Here is a 23,546-nt window from a genome sequence, read left to right as displayed (position 1 = left end):
GGAATCGTGCTATCAGTTGTGAAATCCCGCTCCCTAGAATGCAAGCTTGCATTTCCATCAGAGCGGAGAGTACGGAATGATCACACTGAATATCAACGGCACGACGACACGCGTTGACGTCGCAGCCGATACCCCATTGCTGTGGGTCCTGCGCGATAAGCTGCAGCTGACTGGTACCAAATATGGCTGCGGCATGGGCTTGTGCGGCGCCTGCACGGCGCACCTGGATGGCACACCGATTCGTTCCTGCAGCACGCCGGTATCCGCGGCAGTCGGCAAAAAAATCGTCACTATCGAAGGCGTCGACCGCGCGCGCATTGGCAAGGTGGTGCAGGATGCCTGGAAAAAACTCGACGTGGTGCAGTGCGGCTACTGCCAGTCCGGCCAGATCATGAGCGCTGTCGCCCTGCTGGAAGGCAATCGCAAGCCATCTGACGCCGATATTGACGCTGCCATGGCGGGCAATATCTGCCGCTGTGCCACCTACGTGCGCATCCGCGCCGCCATCCACGAAGCTGCACAGGAGCTGGTATGACCATCACTTCCCCTCGCATTGAAAACGGCAGCCGCCGCGACTTCCTGCGCAGCGCCGTGCAAGCAGCCGCCGGCCTGACGCTGGCCATCTACCTGCCCGGCACGCAAGCCGCTGTTCCTGCCGCTGCCGGCGCGCCTGAATTCGAACCGAATGCCTTCGTTCGCATCGGAACGGACGGCACTGTAACCGTCATCGCCAAACACGTTGAAATGGGCCAGGGTGCTTACACCGGCCTGGCCACCCTGGTCGCTGAAGAACTGGACGCGGCCTGGTCCCAGGTTCGCGTGGAAGGCGCACCGGCCGACGCGCGCCGCTACAACAACCTCGCATTCGGCCCGTTCCAGGGCACTGGCGGCAGCACCGCCATGGCCAATTCCTGGGAGCAGATGCGCAAGGCTGGCGCCAGCGCTCGCGCCATGCTGGTGTCGGCCGCCGCCGCACACTGGAAAGTCCCGGCCGGCGAGATCCGGGTAAGTGAAGGCGTGGTCACGCACGGCGGGCACAAAGCCACTTTTGGTGAACTGGCGCCGGCCGCGGCATTGTTGCCGGTACCGGCCGACGTGCCGCTGAAATCGCCTGCGGACTTCAAGTTGATCGGCAAGCACGCGCCGCGCAAGGATAGCGCCGACAAGGTCAATGGCCGCGCGCAATTCACCCAGGACGTGCACCTTCCCGGCATGCTGACTGCCGTGGTCGCACACCCGCCGCGCTTTGGCGCCACCGTCAAATCCTTCGATGCCAGCAAGGCCAAAGCCATCAAAGGCGTGGTCAGCGTGGTGCAAATGCCGACCGGCGTAGCCGTGCTGGCACACGACACCTGGAGCGCGAAGAAGGGCCGCGACGCGCTCAGGATCGTATGGGATGAATCCAAAGCCTTCAAGCTGGGCAGCGAGGAAATCTTCGCGCGCTTCCACACGCTGGCGCCGCAGCCTGGCCTGGTGGCACACAACTCGGGAGATGCCGACGCTGCCTTCGCGCATTCTGGCCGCGTGCTGCGCGCATCCTACGACTTCCCCTACCTCGCCCATGCGGCGATGGAGCCGCTGAACTGCGTCGTTCGCATTGGCGAGAACGAATGCGAGCTGTGGTACGGCGCGCAGTTCCAGTCCATCGACCAGCCAGCGGTTGCCGCGCTGCTTGGCATCCCTCCGGAGAAAGTGAAGATCAACATGCTCTACGCCGGCGGCAGTTTCGGCCGCCGTGCCAGCAAAGACGCGGACTACGTGCTGGAGGCGGTGCAGATCGCCAGGGCCAGCAAGTCCCGAGCGCCCATCAAGATGGTCTGGCTGCGCGAAGACGACATGCGCGGCGCCTATTACCGCCCTGCTTTCCACCATGCGCTGGAAGCCGCGCTTGGCGAGGATGGCCGTCCCACCGCATGGCGCCACCGCCTGGTCGGCCAGTCGATCCTGGCCGGTACGGTCTTCAGCGGTATGATCAAGGATGGCATTGATGCCGTTTCCGTCGAGGGGGCGGCAAACCTGCCGTATGGTATTCCTGCGATGCGCGTCGAGTTGCACTCGCCGTCCGATATTCCGGTGCCGGTGCACTGGTGGCGATCGGTCGGTTCGACCCACACCGCCTATTCCACCGAAACCTTTATCGACGAACTGGCAAACACCGCCGGCCAAGACCCGGTGGCCTACCGCCTCGCCCTGCTCGACAAGCATCCGCGCCACGCCGGCGTACTGAAGCTCGCCGCCGAAAAAGCCGGCTGGGGCAAGCCATTGCCGGCAGGCGCCGACGGCACGCGGCGCGGACGCGGCATCGCGGTTCATGAAGCCTTTGGCAGCTACGTCGCCGAAGTGGCCGAAGTGACCGTGGGAGCCGATGGCAGCTTCACTGTCGATCGCGTCGTTTGCGCTGTCGACTGCGGCATGGTCGTCAATCCGGACGTCGTGCGCGCGCAGGTTGAAGGAGGCGTCGGCTTTGCCTTGTCGGCGGCGTTACATGGCGCCATCACGCTGAAGGCCGGTGCAGTCGAGCAGTCCAACTTCCACGACTACGCACCTATCCGCATCAACGAAATGCCCAAGGTGGAAGTTCATATCGTCCCGTCCGCCGAGAAGCCAACCGGCATTGGCGAACCTGGCGTGCCGCCACTCGCCCCGGCTCTGGCAAACGCACTGGCTGCCGCCACCGGAAAACGGGTACGCAGCCTGCCGATCCGCACGGAGGAGTTGAAGGCCTGATGGAGAGTGTCGATTTACAGGTATTAGAGGCCGCCCGCCGCTGGGCGGCCGAAGGACGGCGTTACGCTCTGATCACGGTAGCGCACACCTGGGGTTCCGCGCCCCGCCCTGCCGGTTCATGGCTGGTGATACGTGACGACGGTGTGGCGGTTGGCTCGGTATCAGGAGGTTGCGTTGAGGACGATATCATTGCCCGCATGCGCGACGGCCGCCTGGGCGAGCACCTGCCATTCAGCCTGGATTACGGCGTCACCCAGGACGAGGCGGCGCGCTTTGGCCTGCCGTGTGGCGGAGCGCTGCAACTGGTGGTAGAACCTCAGCTGGACGCAGAGCAACTGGATGAACTTGCGGCGCGGCTGGAGCGTGGCGAGTTGGTGCTGCGGCAAGTGAACCTGGCGCAGGGCAGCACAACACTGGGTGAGGCGCAGCGCGCCGACACACTGAGTTGGGACGGCCAGCAACTGCAAACGGTCCACGGCCCGCAATGGCGCTTATTCGTCGTCGGCGCAGGCCAAATTTCCTACTACCTTGCCCAGATGGCGCAGGCACTTGGTTACGAGATCACGCTATGCGAGCCGCGCGAAGAATATGGCGCCGAATGGCGTGTGCCGGGCACCAGGATTGTCACCTCCATGCCTGATGACGCCTTCTTATCCATGCGCCCGGATTCACGCTGCGCCGTCGTGGCGCTGACGCATGATCCCAAGCTGGACGACATGCTACTGCTGGAGGCCTTGCGGTCGCCCGCCTTTTATGTTGGCGCAGTCGGTTCTCGCCTCAACGACAGCAGGAGGCGCGAGCGGCTCACGCACCACTTCGGCTTCTCTTCCGAGGAACTGGGGCGCCTGCATGGCCCTATCGGCCTGCCCATCGGCAGCCATACGCCGCCGGAAATTGCCGTCGCCATCGTGGCGGAATTGACGGCAGTACGCAACGGAGCGCCGATTGCGCTGCGCCCCGGCAGCATTTGATCTACCTTTCGTGCGGCCCGATGACTGTCACATTATTCACCCATTGCGCGACTTGCCCTTCTTTGGGCACTTAATAATTCGTCCTTGCCTAGTACATAATCCGGATTGTCCGCCAATCTTTGAACCGCCAAATCAATAAACGCGCGTGCCCGGACCGGTTGAGAGGTTTTACTGCCAAAGTATACGAAGTAACTGGCGATGTCCGGCATGTGATCAAGAAGGATGGGGACCAACTGGCCTGACCTGATTAGGGGCGCCGCAGTCACTCCGGCCAACTGCGCCAGCACTTTGCCGGCAAGGACAGCCTGAAGTTCGAACAATTCATCATTGCTGCAAATTGCGGGTACGACCGGTTGGTCCACGGTCTGCTCGCCGAGCTTTACATGCCAAGGAACGACCTTACCCGTACCGGGATTCCTGAATGCACTGCAGCGATGCGATGACAATGCCCCCAGATTCTTCGGCACACCATGCTGTTCGAAATAGGCTGGAGCACCGCAAGTCACCAACTGCAGGGGAAACAGCCGGCGCGCAATGACACCTTCGTGAGGAGATCGCCCAAGCCGGAACCCTACATCGACACGATCCTCCACCCAGTTGCCAACGCGATCTTCCAGCAAAATGTCAGGCTGAATACCCGGGTGCATTTCGCAAAACTCCTCGACCAGGCGCCAAAGTATCGGCTGGAACGTCGACCGGGGACCAGCAATTCGCAACGGTCCGGCGAACTCATCCCTTGCTGTTTTCGCATTCAACAGGGCGCGCTGCATGCCCAGTACGGCCGGTTGTACGTCTTCAAGCAAACGCTGACCGGCGTCGGTCAGTGACATCATCCGCGTAGTGCGATGAAACAGGCGGGCGTCCAGATGGGCCTCCAGTTGGGAGAGCGCTTTGCTTGCTGCCTGTGGGCTTATACCCAAGTCTTGCGCAGCTTTGCGCAGGCTGCCCAGCTCTGCGGCCTTAATGAAGGTCGTGATTGACCGAAGCTCGTTGATTGCCATAAGCGCATCCTCCTCGGGCAATTATCATCAGTTTGATGCGGATAAATCAACCGATTTATCACTATTCAGATGTCAGTCGATTGACTAAAGTGAACTCCCATCACCGACCAATGAAACCGACTTATGAAACATGTCACATTGAACAACGGCCTCGAAATGCCTATCGCCGGCTATGGCGTCTTCCAGATTGCTGACGCCAGCGAGTGCCAACGCAGCGTCGTCGACGCTATCGAAACCGGCTACAGACTGATTGATACTGCAGCTTCCTATATGAATGAAGAGGCAGTCGGCAAAGGCCTTCAATCGAGCGGGATTCCGCGCGAGGAACTCTTCGTAACCAGCAAACTCTGGGTCCAGGAGACAGGCTACGAGCGTACGCAGCAAGCCATTGAGAAATCACTGCGCCGGCTGCAGCTCGACTACCTGGACCTCTACTTGATCCACCAGCCATTCGGGGATGTCCATGGCTCGTGGCGCGCGATGGAGGACGCCTATCGCGCAGGGAAGCTGCGCGCCATTGGCGTCAGCAACTTCCATCCGGACCGCCTGATGGATATCCAGGCTTTCAACGAGATCCCGCCTGCGGTCAACCAGGTCGAAGTAAATCCATTCCAGCAACAATTGGAGAGCGCCTCGTTCATGAAGGATATCGGGGTGCAGGCCGAAGCATGGGCTCCGTTCGCGGAAGGTCGCAATGGGTTTTTCCAAAACGAGGTGCTGCTGGGCATCGCCGCGCGTCACGGAAAAACGGTTGGCCAGGTAGTGCTTCGGTGGCTAACGCAGCGCGGCATCGTCTCGCTGGCGAAATCAGTGCGCAAGGAGCGCATGTTGGAAAACATCTCCATCTTCGACTTCGAACTCGATGACGCGGACATGGCAGGCATCCAGACTCTCGACACCAACACCAGCAGCTTCTTCTCGCACCGGGATCCGGCAATCGTCAAGTGGATGTCCGAGCGCAAACTGGACATCTGAACGATGGCCATGACTAACCTTGCAGTACATCCGCCGACACAAAGTTCAAACAAGGTGTTGGCGATCATCGTCGCCAGCTACCTGATGATCGTGGTCGACATCTCAATCGTCATCACAGGCCTTCCACGTATTCAGGCTAGCCTCGGCTTCAGCGCGGCGCAGCTTTCATGGGTGACCAATGCATACACCCTTGCTTTCGGCGGTCTGCTTTTGCTCGGCGCGCGGGCCGGCGATATCCTCGGCCGGCGACGTATGTTCATCGTGGGCCTGACTCTATTCACATTGGCTTCCATGGCGATTGGCGCTGCCCAGTCGGCGACGTGGTTGCTCGTAGCACGTGCTATCCAAGGCGTTGGTGCAGCAGTGCTGGCGCCGTCCACGCTGGCCCTGCTGTCCACGAACTTCGCCGAGGGTCCCGAACGCACCCGCGCTTTGTCGTTGTATGCCGCTGCGGCTGGCGTCGGCGCGACACTGGGCCTGGTGCTGGGAGGTTTGTTCGCCGACCTGCTGTCGTGGCGGGCGGGATTCTTCATCAATCTTCCCATCGGTTTGCTGCTGATCTTCGCCGCACGGCGGCATATCGTCGAAACACCGTTGCGGCCCGGTCAACTCGATGCGATGGGCGCCATTTTCTCCACCATGGGAATGACTTCTCTTGTATACGGCCTTGTACAGGCGGCGGAATCCGGCTGGCATGACTTAGTAGCGCAAGCCTCACTGCTCGGTGGTGTGGTAATGACCGCCATATTCGTCCTGATCGAGCGCAAGGTTCCTCAGCCCATCCTTCCACTTCGCTTGCTGGCCAATCGAAACCGTGCGGGCGCTTACCTCGCTCGAATGCTATTCCTTGGCGGCGCCGTCGGTTTCTGGTTCTTCTCCACCCAGTTCCTCCAAAGCGTATTGCATCTGCGCCCTCTGCAGGCTGGCCTCGCATTTTTGCCGGTAACCCTGCCAAACTTTGCGGCCGCAATTGCGGTACCCAAGTTGGCAAGACGCTTCGGCCATGAGCGGCTCATCCTGGTTGGTCTTTCATTGGGCATCGCGGGTCTGCTTTGGTTAGGCCAGGCCGATGCCAATGCCCTGTACTGGACCAATGTCGCGCCGCCCATGCTTCTTATCGGGCTGGGCCAGGGCCTGCTGCTGGGGCCTTTGACGGCCGCCGGAGTGGCTGGTGTCAGCCGCGAAGACGCAGGCGCTGCGTCCGGCCTTGTCAACGTCGCCCATCAAATAGGTGGCGCACTTGGGCTTGGCTTATTGGTGTTCATCTTCGCCAACGCGGCACCCGCCGGCGCAGAAGACAGCCAGGCACTTTCTCATCGAATTTCAGCGGTGATGGACGTTGCAGCCCTTTTGTTTGCATTGGCGCTTTGTGTGTCCTGGACGTTCATCGTTTCGCCGCGAGGCAGAACTCAATCCCATTGACGGAGAGATCTTTGTGAGGTCATTTCTTTGTATTCTTGTAGGCGGACTGGTGGCTGTTTCATCGGCGCAAGCGGAAGAACCGACGTCCGTTGTAGAAGTACGTGCTGCCGCCACCATGTCGACTACCGCAGGTTCAGCAGACGTCTTTACCGGCATAGTCCGAATCAGCACACCTTTCCAGGCATCGTCACCAGGACGCTCGGGCGGCGCGATCGTGACCTTTGAGGCTGGTGCCCGAACCGCTTGGCACACTCACCCGCTAGGTCAAACCCTGATCGTGACAGACGGTATGGGCCTGGTTCAGCAAGAGGGGCAGCCGGCCCGCGCAATGCGCCCCGGCGACGTCGCCACGATTCCTGCCAACGTACGCTATTGGCATGGGGCGGCCTCCCAAGGATCCATGGCCCATGTCGCGATCGCCGAAAAATTGGACGGGAACTCGGTCGCCTGGCAAACCAAGGTGTCGGACCAGGAATATCAAGCCGCACTTGTTAGCGCGGGATTAACCGCGGCGAACGAACCCGCACGTCCCTCCGCGGAAGTGCTTTCGGCAAAACAGCAGGCCATTCCATTGATCGCATCCTTCATGGCTAGCAGCGATATGCAAAAACTCAACGCCGCAATAAACAAAGGGCTCGATGCGGGGATGACAGTCAGTGAAATTAAGGAGGTCCTGATACAGCTTTATGCCTATGCGGGATTTCCAAAGAGTCTCAACGCGCTCGGCGAGTTAATGAAAGTTGTCAACGCCCGTAAACAACGCGGAATCCATGATGAGCCGGGCCGCGAACCAAGCAAAGCAACCGCGACTGGGAGTGCTCTCCTTGCGAAAGGCAAAGCAAATCAGGCCGAAATCTCTGGAGGAGCGGTACAGGGTCCGCTATTCGACTTCGCGCCTGTCATCAACCAATTCCTCCAAACGCATTTATTCGGCGACATCTTCGAACGCGACAACCTGGATTGGCAGAGCCGGGAACTAGCCACGCTCGGAGCACTCGCTGCCATGCCTGGCGTCGAGGCACAGCTACGTTCCCACATGCGAGCCAGCATGCGCGTGGGCCTGAGCGTCGCACAGCTACGGCAACTGATTCAAATCCTCTCAACGCTTGGCAATCCAGATAGCGCCAGCCGCGCGAAAGACGCACTTACGCAGGCCCTTGCCGCAACAACGAAAGGTTAAGAATGAAAATCAAAGCCACATCATTAATCGCCGTTGTCATCGCCATGGCGGCTTTGCTCAGCGGGTGCGCTGCCCCATCCGATGGACGCGGCGGCGCTCTGGAACCCTTGATGATCCAAACCCAAGGCAGCTTTGCAGTAGGTGGGGCCCAACATAAGAACGACGGCATCTACGACAACAACAAACCGACCGCAACGGGACAAAGCTTCCACGGGGATCACCTCTACGCCTTCTACCAGATTCCGCAGAATGCGAAGGCTTTACCCATCGTCATGCTGCATGGCGCGTTCCAATCGGCGCGTAGCTGGGAAACCACCTCGGATGGGCGCGAAGGTTTCCAGACGATGTTCTTGCGTCGGGGCTTCCCCGTTTATCTGGTTGACCAGCCACGCCGGGGGCGGGCCGGCAACAGCATGGTCGCAATAACGATTGAGCCGGTGCCAAACGATCAGCTTTTCTTCGACCAATTCCGCCTTGGAAAATGGCCAAACTACTTCGACAACGTGCAGTTTGACCGCAAGCCGGAAACGCTCAACCAGTTCTTCCGCTCAGTTACGCCTAACACTGGTTCTTATGACGCTGGCGTCATTTCGAATGCCATGTCCGCGCTATTCACCAAGATCGGGCCAGCGATCCTGTTCACACATTCGCAGGGCGGCGGGCCCGGTTGGCTGACAGCGATCAAGAACCCCAATGTTAAAGCGATTGTGGCCTTTGAGCCGGGTAGCGGATTCATCTTCCCACACGGCGAATTGCCACCCGCGATGCCGAGCGCTGCGGGAACGCTATCGCCAGAAACCGTGTCGCCAGAAGATTTCCAGAAGCTCACCCGGATACCGATCGTCATCTACTACGGCGACAACTTTCCAGAACAGCCAACCTCCGAACGCGGTCAGGACAACTGGCGTGTGCGACTCGCGATGGCCCGCCTGTGGGTCGCCGCTATCAACAGGCATGGAGGCGATGCTCGTCTCGTACATCTTCCCGAGATCGGCATACGCGGCAACACCCATTTTCTGATGTCCGACCTCAACAACACCCAGATTGCCGATCACGTGTCGCAATTCCTTGCAGAGAAGATCAAATGAATACCATTTATAAGATTCTTGGAGCTTCCGTCCTGTCCGTCGTGCTTGCGAAGGCAGGCATCGCGGCCGACTTCAAAAAGAATCCATTCACCCTCGCCTACGATGGCGCGATCACAAAGAACGAACCGGGAAAGGTCAATATCCACACGGTTCACTACAATCTCAACGACCTGAGTATTGCCGCCAATGTTTACACTCCTCCAGGGTACGACCCAAAAAAATCATATGCCGCAATTGTCGTCGCACATCCCAATGGTGGTGTGAAGGAGCAGGTTGCTGGCCTGTACGCCCAGCATATGGCTGAACGCGGCTATATCACCATCACTGCGGATGCGGCTTACCAGGGTAGTAGCGGCGGTCAACCTCGCAGCGTGGACAAACCTACTTTCAGAATCGAAGATATTCATGGCATGGCGGATTTCATCACCCGCTTTCCCGGTGTCGATGCCGCACGCCTTGGACTGTTTGGTATCTGTGGAGGCGGTGGCTATTCGCTGTCCGCCGCAAAGTCGGACAAGCGATTCAAATCAGTTGCAACGCTCAGCATGTTCAATTCTGGACGGGTTCGCCGCAATGGCTTCGCAGACTCACAGCTCGCTACGGTACAACAACGTCTGAAGCAAGCTTCCGATGCGAGAGCTCAAGAGAAAGCTGGGGGAAAGATCATCTATGCGGGCGACGCCAACATGACCGACGAGCAGATCGCAGCCCTCCCTTTCGCGATGTATCGACAGGGGTATGAATACTATTGGCGAACACACGCGCACCCCGGATCAACCTTTAGATACACAATGAGCAGCTTGCTGGATTTGATGCGCTGGGATGCCACTGACCAAATTGAGCTGATCGAGCAGCCACTATTGATGATTGCGGGGAGCCGAGCCGATAGCCTGTACATGACGGAGGAAGCTTTCGCCAAGGCTACCGGCGCAAAGAACAAGACGCTGTTCAAGATTGAAGGCGCAACCCATATTGAGACTTACTGGGTACCGAAATTCGTTGAGGCTGCATTAGCCCAGTTGACGCCATTCTTCGCCAAGACGCTATGAGTCAGCCTTCAATTATGGCGGAATGAGAGGGATTCGAACTGCGGTGCGCTGGAAGGTGGATAGGCCGTAGAAGTCAGATGAAGAAAAAAGAAAAAGCCCTTGATTTACAAGGGCTTTTTCAGTGTTCTTGGCGGAGAGGGTGGGATTCGAACCCACGGTACGATTTAACGTACGCCTGATTTCGAGTCAGGTACATTCGACCACTCTGCCACCTCTCCAGGTACTGCTAGCAACGGTGGTCGCCGTTGAGAGCCAAGATTATAGCAGCCCTTCCGGAAAATGGAAGGGCTATTTTCATCTTTATGCAACGAGCTTGGTCAGGCCGCCCATGTATGGCTGCAGGACCGCTGGAATCTCCACCGAGCCGTCGGCCTGCTGGTAGTTCTCCAGCACGGCGACCAGGGTGCGGCCCACTGCCAGGCCGGAGCCGTTCAGGGTGTGCAGCAGTTCCGGCTTGCCTTGCGCGTTGCGGAAGCGCGCCTGCATGCGGCGGGCCTGGAAGGCTTCGCAGTTCGACAGCGAGGAAATCTCACGGTAGGTGTTCTGCGCCGGCAGCCACACTTCCAGGTCGTAGGTCTTGGCGGCGCCGAAGCCCATGTCTCCGGTGCAGAGCTGCATTACGCGGTATGGCAGGCCCAGGGACTGCAGGATGAATTCGGCGTGGCCGACCATTTCTTCCAGCGCTTCGTACGACTTCTCAGGATGCACCACCTGGACCAGTTCAACTTTGTCGAACTGGTGCTGGCGAATCATGCCCTTGGTGTCGCGGCCGGCGGAACCGGCTTCGGAGCGGAAGCACGGGGTGTGAGCGGTGACCTTGATCGGCAGGGTCTCGACGGCCACGATCTCGTCGCGCACCATATTGGTCAGCGACACTTCGGAGGTCGGGATCAGGTAGAAGTTCTGGCCTTCGCCTTCCGCGCCGCCCTTCTTCACCGAGAACAGGTCGGCTTCGAACTTAGGCAACTGGCCGGTGCCCATCAGGGACTCGGCGTTGACCATGTACGGGGTGTAGCACTCGGTGTAGCCGTGCTTGTCGGTGTGGGTGTTCAGCATGAACTGCGCCAGTGCGCGGTGCAGGCGTGCGATGCCGCCCTTCATGACGCTGAAGCGGGAACCGGTCAGTTTGGTGGCGGTCTCGAAGTCCAGGCCCAGTGGGGCGCCCACGTCGGCGTGGTCTTTGACTTCGAAGTCGAAGCTGCGCGGGGTGCCGAATTTGCGGACTTCCACATTGCCCGTTTCGTCGGCGCCTGCTGGCACGGATTCGTGCGGCAGGTTCGGTACAGCTTGCAGGAAGGTGTTCATCTTCAGCTGCACGTCGGCCAGTTTCACTTCGTTGGCCTTCAGTTCGTCGCCCAGGCCGCCTACTTCGGCCATCACGGCGGTGGTGTCTTCCCCTTTGCCCTTCATCATACCGATCTGCTTGGACAGCGAGTTGCGCTTGCTTTGCAGTTCTTCGGTACGCATCTGGATGGCCTTGCGTTCGCCTTCCAGGGCATTGAAGCCAGCTACGTCGAGCTGGAACTTGCGGGTCGCCAGTTTGGCGGCGACAGTATCAATGTCTTTACGGAGAAGTTGGATGTCAATCATGTTGTTATTGCTGCCGCTGCGAGGTTTAGTCGAAAGGAGCAATTGTACCAAGATGACAGCACAACAACCGAGTTTTGCGCCCTCCGGCGTCGTGCTGTCAGATCAGTGCTGCTTTTTCGGCTGCGGTCAGGCGTTTCGCTGCCACGACCACGGTTGGAATGCTGCTGTCTGCTTTTGCGACCACTGGGTCGGCGGCTACGTGCAGCACTGGGGTGGTGGCGGTCGCGAAGCTGGTCACGATGGCCAGGGCGGCTGCGATAACGAATGTAGCTTCGAAGTGTTTCAGGGCTTTCATGATGTTCTCCTTCAGGTCAGTGTTTAAAGTACTTCCGTGCTTCCATGGTTACACTGTACCTAAAGGCTCCCTGCCCCGCCTTGCACTTGCGACGAAGTGCAAAAAACGCGGGATGAAACGCTGAAATGCTGTTGTTACGTTGGATCGTCGGTGGTTTTCTTCAGCCATACGCCCACGTCGGAGCCCAGCGCACGAGTCACTTTATGCAGCATCTCGCAAGTGCCGCCGAAAAAGCCGGAGTGGCCCGCCTCACGCTGGAACGTCCTCGATCGCAGCACAGCTTCGCCCTGCGTGAGCTCGGCCTTAATTGTCATCGACTTGCCTCCCGTCCAAATACCGCCACCAATGCCATCGACGGATAGGATGGTCACCTTGACCAACTTATCGTTGCCAACGTCTTCGTCTTTGGTGGCGAGTGTAACGGGACTGTAGCGCTTGCTGATCCCGGCTTCCGCACCGACGGCCATTTCCCGCTCAAGGTCGCATTCGGACTTAATGCGGGGCATGACGGGCGCGTTCTGCGCGAATGTTGCCGGGATTTGCAGATAGAGTCGCTCACCAGCGGTGGCGCCCAGCGAAACTGTCAGCGAGGACAGCAGGAAAATGAGTTTGGAAAATTTCATTACAGCACTATAAAGTGCCGGACTAACAATTGCAAATCATGCGGCCTTCACCTGGGCCAGCCAGCCCAGGACGGCGCTGTTGAAGGCTTCCGGTGCTTCGCGCATGACCCAGTGGCCGCTGCGGAAGGCGATCACCTTGTTGTCGGGCTTGGCCTGCACGGCGGCTTCGAAACTGCGAGTATGGAAGTGGAATGGCTTGTGTTTGCCATAGATATACAGCATGGGCCAGCGCAGCTTGAATGGCAGCGTTCCCGCGGCAGGCGAACTGGCGCGCAGCCAGCTCACCACGTGGGGCAGTTGCAACTTGGAGCTTGCCTCACGCGCGGAGTGGCTGTTGCCGCTGGCGGCCGCCAGGCGGCGGTGGGCAAAAGCCAGGCGCAGCCGGGTTTTCCAGTCGAGGGAGGCGCGGTAAGTCATCTGGCTGGAACCGCCTATACCAACGCTAATTACCCTGCTGACCAGCTCCGGATAGCGAAGTGCAAATTGATAGCCGAATACGCAACCCCAGTCGCTCAGCATCAAAATGACGGGGCGGCCGCCGTTGACGGCATTCACGGTATCGGCGTACAGCCGGGAGACCTCATCAATGGTGTGGCTGCCCTTGGCGCGCTGGGGGAAGGTGAATCGTACGCAACGGTAGTTGGACGAGAAAGCAGTGACCTGGGCGTCCCACAGGCTGCGGTCATGCGGCCAGCCGTGGATCATCATGATGACGTCGTCACCAGCGCCGTCGATATGCACGGTCACCCCATCAACTATCAGACGCTGCACCATCCCGCCCTCCATTAAAATATTTACAACACTTTAACGGCAGGCGGAGGGAAAGTAAATAGACTATCTAAGGGTTTCGCTTACGCGCCTCTTCGTCCAGCTTGCGCAGGTAGGCAAGCTTGTCGGCGATCTTGGTTTCCAGGCCGCGCGGGACGGGCTGGTACCAGCCTGGCTCGGCCATGCCATCGGGCAGATAGGTTTCGCCGGCGGCATAGGCGTCCGGTTCGTCGTGGGCGTAGCGGTATTCATGGCCATAGCCCAGCTCCTTCATCAGCTTGGTCGGGGCGTTGCGCAAGTGGACCGGCACTTCGCGCGATTTATCGCGGCGGATAAAGGCCATGGCGGCGTTGTAGGCGTTGTAGCCGGCGTTGCTCTTGGCGGCGACGGCCAGGTAGATCACGGCCTGGGCCAGCGCCAGCTCGCCTTCCGGCGAGCCAAGGCGTTCGTAGGTTTCGGCGGCGTCGTTGACCATGGTCAGGGCGCGCGGGTCGGCCAGGCCGATATCTTCCCAGGCCATGCGCACGATGCGGCGCGACAGGTAACGCGGGTCGGCGCCGCCGTCGATCATGCGGCAGAACCAGTACAAGGCGCCGTCGGGATTGGAGCCGCGCACGGATTTGTGCAGGGCCGAGATCTGGTCGTAGAAGTTGTCGCCACCCTTGTCGAAGCGGCGCGCGTTCAGGGTCAGCGCGTTTTGCACAAACTCGCCGGTTACCTTGTCGGTGCGGGCAGTGGCGGCAGCGGTCTTGGTCTGCTCCAGCAGGTTCAGGAAACGGCGCGCATCGCCGTCGGCATAGCCGATCAGGGTGTCGATCGCCAGCTCGTCGAATTCCAGGTCCGGCATGGAGCGTTCGCGGGCGCGGGCCAGCAGCTGGCGCATTTCCTCTTCGGTCAGTGCCTTCAGCACATAGACCTGGGCGCGCGACAGCAATGCGGAATTGACTTCGAACGATGGGTTTTCGGTGGTGGCGCCGATCAGGGTCACCAAGCCCGATTCCACATACGGCAGCAGTGCATCCTGCTGCGCTTTGTTGAAGCGGTGGATCTCGTCGATGAAGAGGATGGTCTGCTTGCCGTTGGCGACAAACTGCCCCGCCTGTTCAATGGCGGCGCGAATATCCTTCACCCCGCCAAGCACCGCCGAAATGGCGATGAACTCGCAGTCGAAGGCGCGTGCGGACAGGCGCGCCAGCGTGGTCTTGCCCACGCCCGGCGGCCCCCACAAAATCATGGAATGCGGCTTGCCGGACTTGAACAGCAGGTTAAGCGGTTTGCCCTCGCCCAGCAGGTGGCTCTGGCCGATCACGTCCGCAACGGTGTGCGGACGCAGCGCTTCGGCCAGCGGCGGGGTGGGCTCGGGTGCGAACAGGTCTTGCGTCATCATGCATCAATTGTTGATGACGTCCGCGCCCTTCGGCATGACAAATTTAAAGGACGTTGCATTCAGCGCTGGATTTTTTTCAAACTTCTTGAACGACAGGACGGAAGTCTGGCCAAAGCTGTCTTTCAGCTCCATCGCTTCCGGCGTGCCGTTTTTCAGGCCGATCAGGATTTGCTCGAAGCTGGAGTCCTTGGCTTTGGGCGTGGCTTTCAGCCATTCCAGGCCATCGCGGGCGCCGGCTTCGGACAGGGTAAAGTTTTTTTCCAGGTCGTTGGAACCGAACAGGATGGCGGCCGGCGAGGAGCCCAGGGCGTCGCCCAGCTTGCGCGTGGTGACCTGGTTCAGGTCTTTGTCGTAGATGAACAGCTGTTCGCCGTCGGCTTGCAGCACCTGGTCGTAAGGCTTGGTGTAAGACCAAATGAATTTACCCGGACGGGCGAACACGAAGGTGCCGGAAGACAGCTTGTCCTTGCTGCCCTGCGCCACGACTTTTTGCGTGAACTCGCCCTTGGCGGCCTTGGTGCTGCTCACAAAGGCCTTGAACTGGTCCAACGCCGCAGCATTGGCCACGCCCGCAAACAGCAGGCCGGCGGCCAGCACGGCCGCGAATTGTTTGGTGTGCTTCATAAGAATCCTTATTCCGCCGAAGCGGTAGGCGCGATGATTTCACGGTTGCCGTTCGACTGCATGGCCGATACAACGCCGCTGTTTTCCATTTGTTCCAGCAGGCGCGCGGCCCGGTTGTAGCCAATGCGCAGGTGGCGCTGCACTAGCGAGATCGAGGCCTTGCGGTGCTTCAGCACGACTTGCACGGCCTGGTCGTACATCGGGTCCGACTCCGTGTCCCCGCCGCCGCCGGCGCCGGCCATGGCATCGCCGCCGCCCTCTTCCAGCGTGCCGCCTTCCAGGATGCCTTCGATGTAATTCGGTTCGCCCTGCGCCTTCAGGTGGTTCACCACGCGGTGAACTTCATCGTCGGACACAAAAGCGCCGTGCACACGGATCGGCAAGCCAGTCCCCGGCGGCATATACAGCATGTCACCCATGCCCAGCAGCGCTTCCGCACCCATCTGGTCAAGAATGGTGCGCGAGTCGATCTTGGACGATACCTGGAACGCAATACGCGTCGGGATATTCGCCTTGATCAGGCCAGTGATCACGTCTACAGATGGGCGCTGCGTCGCCAAAATCAAGTGCAGGCCTGCCGCACGGGCTTTCTGGGCGATACGGGCGATCAGTTCTTCCACCTTCTTACCGACGACCATCATCAGGTCGGCCAGCTCGTCGATGATGATGACGATGGTTGGCAGCTTTTCAAGCGGTTCCGGCGCGTCCGGCGTGAGCGAGAACGGATTCGGGATTTTCTCTTCGCGCTTGGCGGCATCGGCGATCTTGGCGTTATAACCAGCCAGGTTACGCACGCCCAGCTTGGACATCAGCTTGTAGCGGCGTTCCATCTCGTTCACGGCCCAGTTCAGGGCGTGGCCGGCCTGGCGCATATCGGTGACGACAGGCGCCAGCAGGTGCGGAATGCCTTCGTACACCGACATTTCCAGCATTTTCGGGTCGATCAGGATCATGCGCACGTCGTGCGGGTCGGCCTTGTACAGCAGCGACAGGATGGTGGCGTTAATACCAACGGACTTACCGGAGCCGGTGGTACCGGCTACCAGCAAGTGCGGCATCTTCGCCAGGTCGGCTACCACCGGCTTGCCGGCGATGTCCTTGCCCAGCGCCACGGTCAGCGGCGAGTGGTTGTCGTTATAGACCTTGGAGCCGAGGATCTCGGTCAGGCGCACGATTTGGCGCTTTGGATTCGGCAGCTCCAGCGCCATGTAGTTCTTGCCGGGGATGGTTTCCACCACGCGAATGGAAGTCAGCGACAGCGAACGCGCCAGGTCGCGCGCCAGGTTGACGATCTGGCTGCCCTTCACGCCGGTGGCAGGTTCGATCTCGTAGCGGGTGACGACCGGGCCCGGATAGGCGGCCACCACTTTCGCTTCCACGCCGAAGTCGGACAGCTTTTTCTCGATCAGGCGGCTGGTGAACTCCAGCGTTTCCACGGCCACGGTTTCCTGCTGCGGCGGCGCCTCGTCCAGCAACGACAGCGGCGGCAGGTCGGTGTTTTCGATTTCCTGGAACAGGGTGCCCTGCTTTTCCTTGATGGCGCGCTCGGACTGCACCACCTGGGTCACCTGCGGTTCGATCTTGACGATAGGTGCTGGCGGCGCATCGGCCGGCACATCGACCGGTTTCGGATGCTTCTCTTCGTGCTTGACGCGCTCTTTCACGACTTTCTCTTCGCGCTTGACCACGGCCACATCGCCGTGGCGGCGGTCTTCGCGGTCTTCCATGCGGGCGCGGAACCAGTCGATGCCCATCTCGATGACTTCACCAATCTTCTCGGCCACCGACATCCACGACACGTGGAAGAACAGGCTGAAGCCAGTGCCGAACAAGAGCAGCAGCAGCAAGGTGGCGCCGGTAAAGCCCAGGCCCACGTGGGCGCCATGGCCGATCAGCTCACCCAGCACGCCTCCCGGGGCGCGCGGCAGCTGCACCTTCATGGTGTACATGCGCAGGAATTCCAGTCCCATGGAACCGATCAGCATCAGCGCAAAGCCGGCCAGGCGGATCATGCCTACCTGCTTGTGTTCCGGGTCTTCTTCCTTCTCCAGCACGAACTTGCTGGTCAGGCGGCGATAGCCCTGCCACACCACGCGCAGCATATAGACGCACCACCACCAGGCGGAGAAGCCGAAGATGAACAGCATCAGGTCCGACAGCCAGGCGCCGCCGCGGCCGCCCAGGTTGAACACCTTGGGCACCACATTATTGTGCGACCAGCCCGGATCCAGCCGGTTATAGCTGGCCAAAATCAGGATGAAATAGACGCAGACGACGAACAGCGCGAAGAAGCGCGCCTCCGACAGCAGGCGCACCAGCCGATTGGGAAGCGGCTGGCGTTCGGTGGCGGCACGAGTGTAACCAGAAGTTGTCTCTTGACTCTTTTGACTCTTCTTACTCATTGCTTGGAGGCAAAAATTCCATAATTGCGCTTATTCTAAGGCATATCAAGGTTAAACGGCCTTCCGGTACATGTTAAATGCATGCTTCGCATATAATTTCGGTTTGCTTGGGCCCGGACTTGTAGCTTTCCAGTCCGGCACCCATATACAAGACACTCCAACAAGGTAAAGAATCCGCATATGACTACTACCAAACACGCCAAAGTCCTGATTCTCGGCTCCGGTCCTGCAGGATACAGCGCCGCGATTTACGCCGCCCGCGCCAACCTGAACCCGATGCTGGTGACCGGCGTCGAGCAAGGCGGCCAGCTGATGACCACCACCGACGTGGAAAACTGGCCAGCCGACCCGATGGGTGTCCAGGGTCCGGATCTGATGCAGCGTTTCCTGCAGCACGCCGAGCGCTTCAAGACCGAGATCGTGTTTGACCACATCCACACCACCCACCTCAACGAGAAGCCAATCCGCCTGGTGGGCGACAGCAATACCTACACCTGCGACTCCCTGATCATCGCCACCGGCGCCTCGGCACAGTACCTGGGCCTGCCGACCGAGCAGGAATTCATGGGCCGCGGCGTATCCGCCTGCGCCACCTGCGACGGTTTCTTCTACCGTGGCCAGGAAGTGGCCGTGGTCGGCGGCGGCAATACCGCTGTTGAAGAAGCCCTGTACCTGTCGAACATCGCCACCAAAGTCACCCTGGTGCACCGCCGCGAGAAGTTCCGCGCCGAGCCTATCCTGGTGGACCGCCTGATGGCCAAGGTCGCAGAAGGCAAGATCGAGCTGAAACTGAACTCCACCCTGCACGAAGTGAAGGGCGACCAGTCCGGCGTGAACGCGATCACCGTCAAGCACAATGACGGCGGCCTGACCGACATCGCCGTGCACGGCCTGTTCATCGCAATCGGCCACAAGCCGAACACCGGCATCTTCGAAGGCCAGCTGGAAATGAAGGACGGCTACATCAAGACCCGCACCGGCACCGAAGGCATGGCCACCGCCACTTCCGTACCGGGCGTGTTCGCCGCCGGTGACGTGCAGGACCACATCTACCGCCAGGCCATCACCTCCGCCGGCACTGGCTGCATGGCCGCACTCGACGCGCAGCGCTACCTGGAATCGCAAGAGTGAAAAGCTTCGCCGACCTGAAAGGACTGGGTAAAGAGCTCAAGGAGCAGGGAGAGCAGCGCGCGGCCGCCGAGAAGGAGGCCGCCAAGCAGCAGAAGGCCGCTGCCGCCGCTGCCAATGTGTTCCAGTCCTCGATGGCCGGCGTGCAGAAAATGAAGCCGTCCGACCGCTACGTGCCGCCGCCCGCCAAGGGCCCGGCCGTGGCGAACCGCCCTACCTTGGGCGGCAAGCGCGGTCCACTGACTGCCGAAGAACAGGCAGCCGACGATGCAGCGGTACTGAACGAGTCCATGCTGTCCGACATGTTCGAGGTCGACCACTACCTGGAAGAAGACCCGTCCCTGAACTTCAGCGCGCCCGGCATCGGCCCGGACGTGATGAAGAAAATGCGCAAGGGCCACTGGCCGGTGCAGGACGAACTGGACCTGCACGGTAAGCGCCGCGACGAGGCGCGCCAGGCGGTTGACGACTTCCTGCTCAAGGCCAAGCGCCGCAACTACCGCTGCGTATGCGTGATCTACGGCCGCGGCTTCGGTTCGCGCGGCGGCGAGCCGGTGCTGAAATCCATGGTCCATTCCTGGCTGGTGCAGACCGACGGCGTGATCGCCTTCTGCCAGGCCCGCGCCGAAGAAGGCGGCGAAGGCGCCATCATGGTGTTGTTGCGCAGCGCCTTGCAGCCAGTCAGGTAGCAATGTTATCGTTCGGACTATGAAAATAGTCCCCGCCGTCTCCCTCATCACCGTCATCGAAGTCGTTGCAATCCTGGTTGGGGCATTCTCCGGATTCATCGAAGCACGCCGCAAGCGCATGGACATCGTGGGCGTCTTCATTGTCGCCTTCATTACCGCTTTCGGCGGCGGTACCGTGCGTGACATCCTGCTGGATAAGCGCCCCCTGTTCTGGGTAGCCCACCAGGAATATACGATCCTGCTGTTCGTGGTGGCCCTGGTGGCCGCGCCTTTCGTCAAGCATATCCGGCACATCGTCTCCGAACGGCTGATCGTGATCGCCGACGCGGTCGGCCTGGGCCTGTTCGCCGTGGCAAGCGTGGCACAGGCGCTGGCGGCCGACATGCCGATCTTTGTCGCCGTGATGATGGGGGTGGTGACCGGCATCTTCGGCGGCGTCCTGCGCGACATTATCTGCAACGAAGTGCCAATGGTTTTCCGCGACGGCAAACCATATGCGATTTGCGCCTTTTTCGGCTGCTGGTTCTATATCGCGTTGCAATATACCCAAGTGTCGGACGATGTGGCCCTGTGGTCCAGCGCGGGCCTGATCACGGTGATGCGCCTCTTGGCCTGGCGCTTCGACCTGAAGATCAGCCGGCCATAGGGTAACGGTATCATCCATAAACTTTCAATTGAAAAGTTAAAACTTACGGTAGGGAAACGAAAGATATAATGGCGCAATTCATAGCTGCGCCTGCCTGACCGTGTTTACTTTTGATGTCGCCACTGCAACCACTCTGATCGGCTTCCTGTCGATCCTGATTGCTTGCGCCTTCCGCGGACTGCATGACCGCGCGCTGGCGACTTCGCCCGGCGGTCAATGGGCCATTTCAGCCTTTACCGGCGGCGTCGCAGCACTGATCACCGCTTCCGCCCCCAGCCTGCCCCATTTCGTCGGCACGGTTGGCGACAACACACTGACAGTGGTCAGCCTCGCATTCATCCATCGCGGCACGGCCATGCTAGTCGGCGCGCGCCACAACGACCGGGGCTACCTTGCCTGTGTGGCGCTTGCAGTGGCGGGCTTCGCCTGGTTCACTTACGGCTACCCCAGCCTGTACTGCCGCATCGGCCTGGTCTCCGCCTTCCGCGGCCTGTTCTACGGCGCCACTCTCATGATGCTGCTGAACCGCCCAGGCCTGCCCGCCGGCACGCGCCACCTGAGCGACATCCTGGCACTGGCCGCCGCCTGGAGCCTGGTGCGGCTGGCCAGCATTCTCATGTCGGGCGACCACGTCACCAACTTCCTCGAAGGCGGCGCCACCTTCGCCGTCATGTTCGCCGTGAGCGGCATCCTGCACATGCTGGTGAATGCCTTCCAGTTTCGGCTGGAGAGCGAGCAGGTACGCGACGACCTGGCTGCCCACGCCGAACGCCTGAAGGAAAAACGCGACATGCTGCAGACCGTTGTCGTTGAACGCACTTCCGAACTGACGCGCCTCGCCACCACCGACAGCCTGACCGGCATTGCCAACCGCCGCCACTTCATTGAGCGCGGCCGGCAGGAGTTGGAACGCGCCACGCGCTACCGCCTGCCGATGGCCATCCTTCTGCTGGACATCGACCACTTCAAGCAGGTCAACGACAATTTCGGCCACCCGGCCGGCGACAAGCTGCTGCAAGTGATCGCGCAAGCCTGCCAGTCCAGCGCACGCCACGTCGACCTGGCCAGCCGCCTTGGCGGCGAAGAATTCGCCCTGCTGATGCCGGAGACCGGTGCGATTGCCGCCCACCTGGCCGCCGAACGCCTGCGCCGTGCGATTACCAATATCGCCCCGGCGCAGTCGGGCGTGCTGCATCCGATCACCGCCAGCTTCGGCGTCGCTACGCTCAATTCGCGCGATACATCGCTCGACACGCTGCTGGCGCGCGCCGATGCGGCGCTGTACCGCGCCAAGCACGGCGGCCGTAACCGGGTGGAGGCGGCGTGAATCCACTGCACGTCGGCACCTGCGCCCTGACCCTCGGCATCGCCTGCCTGGCGATCGGCGTCGCCTTCTTCGGCCTGCACGCGGTGCGCGATGATCGTTCCGCCGGCTCGAACTGGAGCCTTGCCGCGATCTGCCAGGGCGTCGCGTGGATCCTGATCAGCATGCGCAGCGAGCTGCCAATGGCCCTGTCCATCGTGCTGGCGAAAGTTCTCCTCAGCGCCAATGCCGTGCTGCTGCTGCGCGGTGCGGTGCGCTACGCACCAGAGCCGCGGCCAATCCTGCTCAAGGTCTGGCCGTGGGCGCTCTTCCTGCTGCTGACCGCCCTGCCCTACGCCTGGTACAGCTACGGCGACAACAATATCCACGCGCGCATCGTCCTGACTTCGCTGATCCGCATTCCACTGCTGGTGGCGGCTTTCGTTTTCCTTTCGCGTCACGCGCCGCGCAATGGCCGCGTGGTGCTGTGCGCCTTGTTCGGCATTGGCGCCGGCTGGCATGTGCTGCAGGCGCTGGTGAGCATGTCGGGTCATGCAACGATCAACGACTTCCTGCAGACCGACGCCATGCAGGCGGCCTCCTACCTGCTTAGCGGCGCCAGCATCATCCTGGTGATCGCCACCCAGTTCCGCATCGAGAGCGACAATGCGCGCGACTCACTGCAATCGTGGGCCGAAGCGCTGGAAGTCGAAAGCCTGCAACTGGAAAAGACCATCGAGGACCGCAACCAGGAACTCCACGAACTGGCGACCACCGATTGCTTGACCGGCATCGCCAACCGCCGCCAGTTCATCGCCACCACCGGGCAGGAAATCGAACGCGCGCGGCGCTATGGCCACAAGCTGTCCTTGCTGATGATCGATATCGACCACTTCAAGTCGATCAATGATGGATTCGGCCACCCTACCGGCGACCTGGCGATTATTGCCGTCGGCCGCCATTGCGCTACGGCGTGCCGTGGCAGCGACCTGGCGGGCCGCCTGGGCGGGGAAGAATTTGCGATGCTGCTGCCGGAAACCGGCATGGCCGAAGCACAGGCCGTCGCGGAACGCCTGCGGGCTGGCGCCCAGGCGCTGCAAGTACTGCATGAGGGACAGCACGTGGCACTGCGCCTGAGTATCGGGATTGCCTGCCTTGAGGCGGGGGATGCCGGGCCGGACATGCTGCTGGCGCGCGCCGACCGGGCCTTGTACACGGCCAAGAACGACGGCCGTGATTGCGTTCGCTACGCTTAGTTAAACTGCGTCGGGGCCGGTCTCGCCGGTGCGGATGCGGATCACCTGCTCGATGTTCTGCACGAAGATCTTGCCGTCGCCGATCTTTCCGGTACGCGCAGCCTTGATGATGGCGTCAACAGCAGTATCGACCACGCTGTCGTCCACCACCACTTCCACCTTCACCTTCGGCAGGAAATCGACCACGTATTCCGCGCCGCGATACAGCTCGGTGTGGCCTTTCTGACGGCCGAAGCCTTTCACTTCCGTCACGGTCAGGCCGGTCACATTGACTTCGGCCAGCGATTCACGCACTTCGTCCAGTTTGAATGGCTTGATGATGGCGGTAATTTGCTTCATTGCGTTCTATATGGACGCCTCCCTTTTGCAAGGTGTTTCCAGCGATTCGTAGACGAGGAAAGTCGCAGTTCTATATCCGGCCT

At 60.5% G+C, this 23,546-nt stretch carries 22 protein-coding genes and 1 tRNA gene; 13 read left to right on the top strand and 10 right to left on the bottom strand.

The window, feature by feature from the left end:
- Positions 1-76 precede the first annotated feature (76 nt).
- The 3 genes from AC1RTP_RS23970 to AC1RTP_RS23960 are packed head-to-tail and all read left to right on the top strand — an operon-like array spanning position 77 to position 3,698.
- The gene (locus AC1RTP_RS23970; protein ID WP_498611151.1) at positions 77-535 is read left to right on the top strand and encodes a (2Fe-2S)-binding protein; all 459 of its coding nucleotides are present in this window, start codon (positions 77-79) and stop codon (positions 533-535) included.
- Positions 532-2,727, top strand: coding sequence for a xanthine dehydrogenase family protein molybdopterin-binding subunit (locus AC1RTP_RS23965; protein ID WP_498611150.1), 2,196 nt, complete (start codon positions 532-534; stop codon positions 2,725-2,727). The genes AC1RTP_RS23970 and AC1RTP_RS23965 overlap by 4 nt, the downstream gene beginning before the upstream one ends.
- Positions 2,727-3,698 (top strand): XdhC family protein, encoded by a 972-nt coding sequence (locus AC1RTP_RS23960; protein WP_498611149.1) that lies wholly within the window; start codon positions 2,727-2,729, stop codon positions 3,696-3,698. The genes AC1RTP_RS23965 and AC1RTP_RS23960 overlap by 1 nt, the downstream gene beginning before the upstream one ends.
- A 32-nt stretch (positions 3,699-3,730) precedes the next feature.
- Here AC1RTP_RS23960 and AC1RTP_RS23955 read toward each other — a convergent pair whose 3' ends face one another.
- Positions 3,731-4,699: a LysR family transcriptional regulator gene (locus tag AC1RTP_RS23955; RefSeq protein ID WP_498611148.1), complete on the bottom strand. Its 969-nt coding sequence runs from the start codon at positions 4,697-4,699 to the stop codon at positions 3,731-3,733.
- Positions 4,700-4,822: 123 nt separating this feature from the next.
- Between AC1RTP_RS23955 and AC1RTP_RS23950 the strand changes: the two genes are divergently transcribed.
- From AC1RTP_RS23950 to AC1RTP_RS23930, 5 genes are read left to right on the top strand one after another with little or no spacing between them, the layout of a single operon-like run.
- Positions 4,823-5,674 (top strand): aldo/keto reductase, encoded by an 852-nt coding sequence (locus tag AC1RTP_RS23950; RefSeq protein ID WP_498611147.1) that lies wholly within the window; start codon positions 4,823-4,825, stop codon positions 5,672-5,674.
- 9 nt (positions 5,675-5,683) lie between these two features.
- Positions 5,684-7,096 (top strand): MFS transporter, encoded by a 1,413-nt coding sequence (locus tag AC1RTP_RS23945; protein WP_498611146.1) that lies wholly within the window; start codon positions 5,684-5,686, stop codon positions 7,094-7,096.
- A 13-nt stretch (positions 7,097-7,109) separates the two neighbouring features.
- Positions 7,110-8,276, top strand: coding sequence for a (R)-mandelonitrile lyase (locus AC1RTP_RS23940; protein WP_498611145.1), 1,167 nt, complete (start codon positions 7,110-7,112; stop codon positions 8,274-8,276).
- A gap of 2 nt (positions 8,277-8,278) precedes the next feature.
- Complete coding sequence (locus tag AC1RTP_RS23935) at positions 8,279-9,364, top strand: alpha/beta hydrolase (protein WP_498611144.1); 1,086 nt, start codon at positions 8,279-8,281, stop codon at positions 9,362-9,364.
- Positions 9,361-10,413 carry an alpha/beta hydrolase gene (locus AC1RTP_RS23930; protein ID WP_498611143.1) on the top strand — a complete coding sequence of 351 codons (1,053 nt, stop codon included), beginning with the start codon at positions 9,361-9,363 and terminating at the stop codon, positions 10,411-10,413. The genes AC1RTP_RS23935 and AC1RTP_RS23930 overlap by 4 nt, the downstream gene beginning before the upstream one ends.
- Positions 10,414-10,541: 128 nt before the next feature.
- Here the strand turns inward: AC1RTP_RS23930 and AC1RTP_RS23925 are convergent.
- The 8 genes from AC1RTP_RS23925 to AC1RTP_RS23890 form a co-directional block, all read right to left on the bottom strand.
- A tRNA-Ser gene (locus AC1RTP_RS23925) sits at positions 10,542-10,631 on the bottom strand.
- 82 nt (positions 10,632-10,713) lie between these two features.
- Positions 10,714-12,003, bottom strand: a complete 1,290-nt coding sequence (gene serS / locus AC1RTP_RS23920; protein WP_498611142.1) for a serine--tRNA ligase — start codon at positions 12,001-12,003, stop codon at positions 10,714-10,716.
- 97 nt (positions 12,004-12,100) lie between these two features.
- Positions 12,101-12,298 (bottom strand): hypothetical protein, encoded by a 198-nt coding sequence (locus AC1RTP_RS23915; protein WP_498611141.1) that lies wholly within the window; start codon positions 12,296-12,298, stop codon positions 12,101-12,103.
- Between the two features lie 134 nt (positions 12,299-12,432).
- Entirely contained in the window at positions 12,433-12,921 is a 489-nt protein-coding gene (locus AC1RTP_RS23910; RefSeq protein WP_498611140.1) for a hypothetical protein, read from the bottom strand.
- Positions 12,922-12,957: 36 nt separating this feature from the next.
- A complete protein-coding gene (locus tag AC1RTP_RS23905) occupies positions 12,958-13,695 on the bottom strand; it encodes an alpha/beta fold hydrolase (protein WP_498611139.1) in 738 nt (245 codons plus the stop codon).
- Between the two features lie 64 nt (positions 13,696-13,759).
- Positions 13,760-15,076, bottom strand: a complete 1,317-nt coding sequence (locus AC1RTP_RS23900) for a replication-associated recombination protein A (RefSeq protein WP_498611138.1) — start codon at positions 15,074-15,076, stop codon at positions 13,760-13,762.
- 3 nt (positions 15,077-15,079) lie between these two features.
- A complete protein-coding gene (gene lolA, locus AC1RTP_RS23895; protein ID WP_498611137.1) occupies positions 15,080-15,700 on the bottom strand; it encodes an outer membrane lipoprotein chaperone LolA in 621 nt (206 codons plus the stop codon).
- Between the two features lie 8 nt (positions 15,701-15,708).
- Positions 15,709-18,102, bottom strand: a complete 2,394-nt coding sequence (locus AC1RTP_RS23890; protein ID WP_498611136.1) for a DNA translocase FtsK — start codon at positions 18,100-18,102, stop codon at positions 15,709-15,711.
- A gap of 180 nt (positions 18,103-18,282) precedes the next feature.
- Between AC1RTP_RS23890 and trxB the strand changes: the two genes are divergently transcribed.
- From trxB to AC1RTP_RS23865, 5 genes are all read left to right on the top strand, one after another.
- Positions 18,283-19,233 (top strand): thioredoxin-disulfide reductase, encoded by a 951-nt coding sequence (gene trxB / locus AC1RTP_RS23885; RefSeq protein WP_498611135.1) that lies wholly within the window; start codon positions 18,283-18,285, stop codon positions 19,231-19,233.
- Positions 19,221-19,919, top strand: a complete 699-nt coding sequence (locus AC1RTP_RS23880) for a Smr/MutS family protein (protein ID WP_498611224.1) — start codon at positions 19,221-19,223, stop codon at positions 19,917-19,919. The genes trxB and AC1RTP_RS23880 overlap by 13 nt, the downstream gene beginning before the upstream one ends.
- A gap of 19 nt (positions 19,920-19,938) precedes the next feature.
- The gene (locus tag AC1RTP_RS23875; protein WP_498611134.1) at positions 19,939-20,565 is read left to right on the top strand and encodes a trimeric intracellular cation channel family protein; all 627 of its coding nucleotides are present in this window, start codon (positions 19,939-19,941) and stop codon (positions 20,563-20,565) included.
- A 100-nt stretch (positions 20,566-20,665) separates the two neighbouring features.
- Positions 20,666-21,892 carry a GGDEF domain-containing protein gene (locus AC1RTP_RS23870; protein WP_498611133.1) on the top strand — a complete coding sequence of 409 codons (1,227 nt, stop codon included), beginning with the start codon at positions 20,666-20,668 and terminating at the stop codon, positions 21,890-21,892.
- Positions 21,889-23,124, top strand: a complete 1,236-nt coding sequence (locus tag AC1RTP_RS23865) for a GGDEF domain-containing protein (protein WP_498611132.1) — start codon at positions 21,889-21,891, stop codon at positions 23,122-23,124. The genes AC1RTP_RS23870 and AC1RTP_RS23865 overlap by 4 nt, the downstream gene beginning before the upstream one ends.
- Here the strand turns inward: AC1RTP_RS23865 and AC1RTP_RS23860 are convergent, their stop codons facing one another.
- Positions 23,125-23,463 carry a P-II family nitrogen regulator gene (locus tag AC1RTP_RS23860; RefSeq protein WP_055934726.1) on the bottom strand — a complete coding sequence of 113 codons (339 nt, stop codon included), beginning with the start codon at positions 23,461-23,463 and terminating at the stop codon, positions 23,125-23,127.
- Positions 23,464-23,546 lie beyond the last annotated feature (83 nt).

It is taken from the genome of Pseudoduganella sp. GW821-FHT11H04, assembly GCF_058807935.1.
Note: the sequence above shows the minus strand (reverse complement) of the source record. Positions and strands in the feature narration are given on the sequence as shown.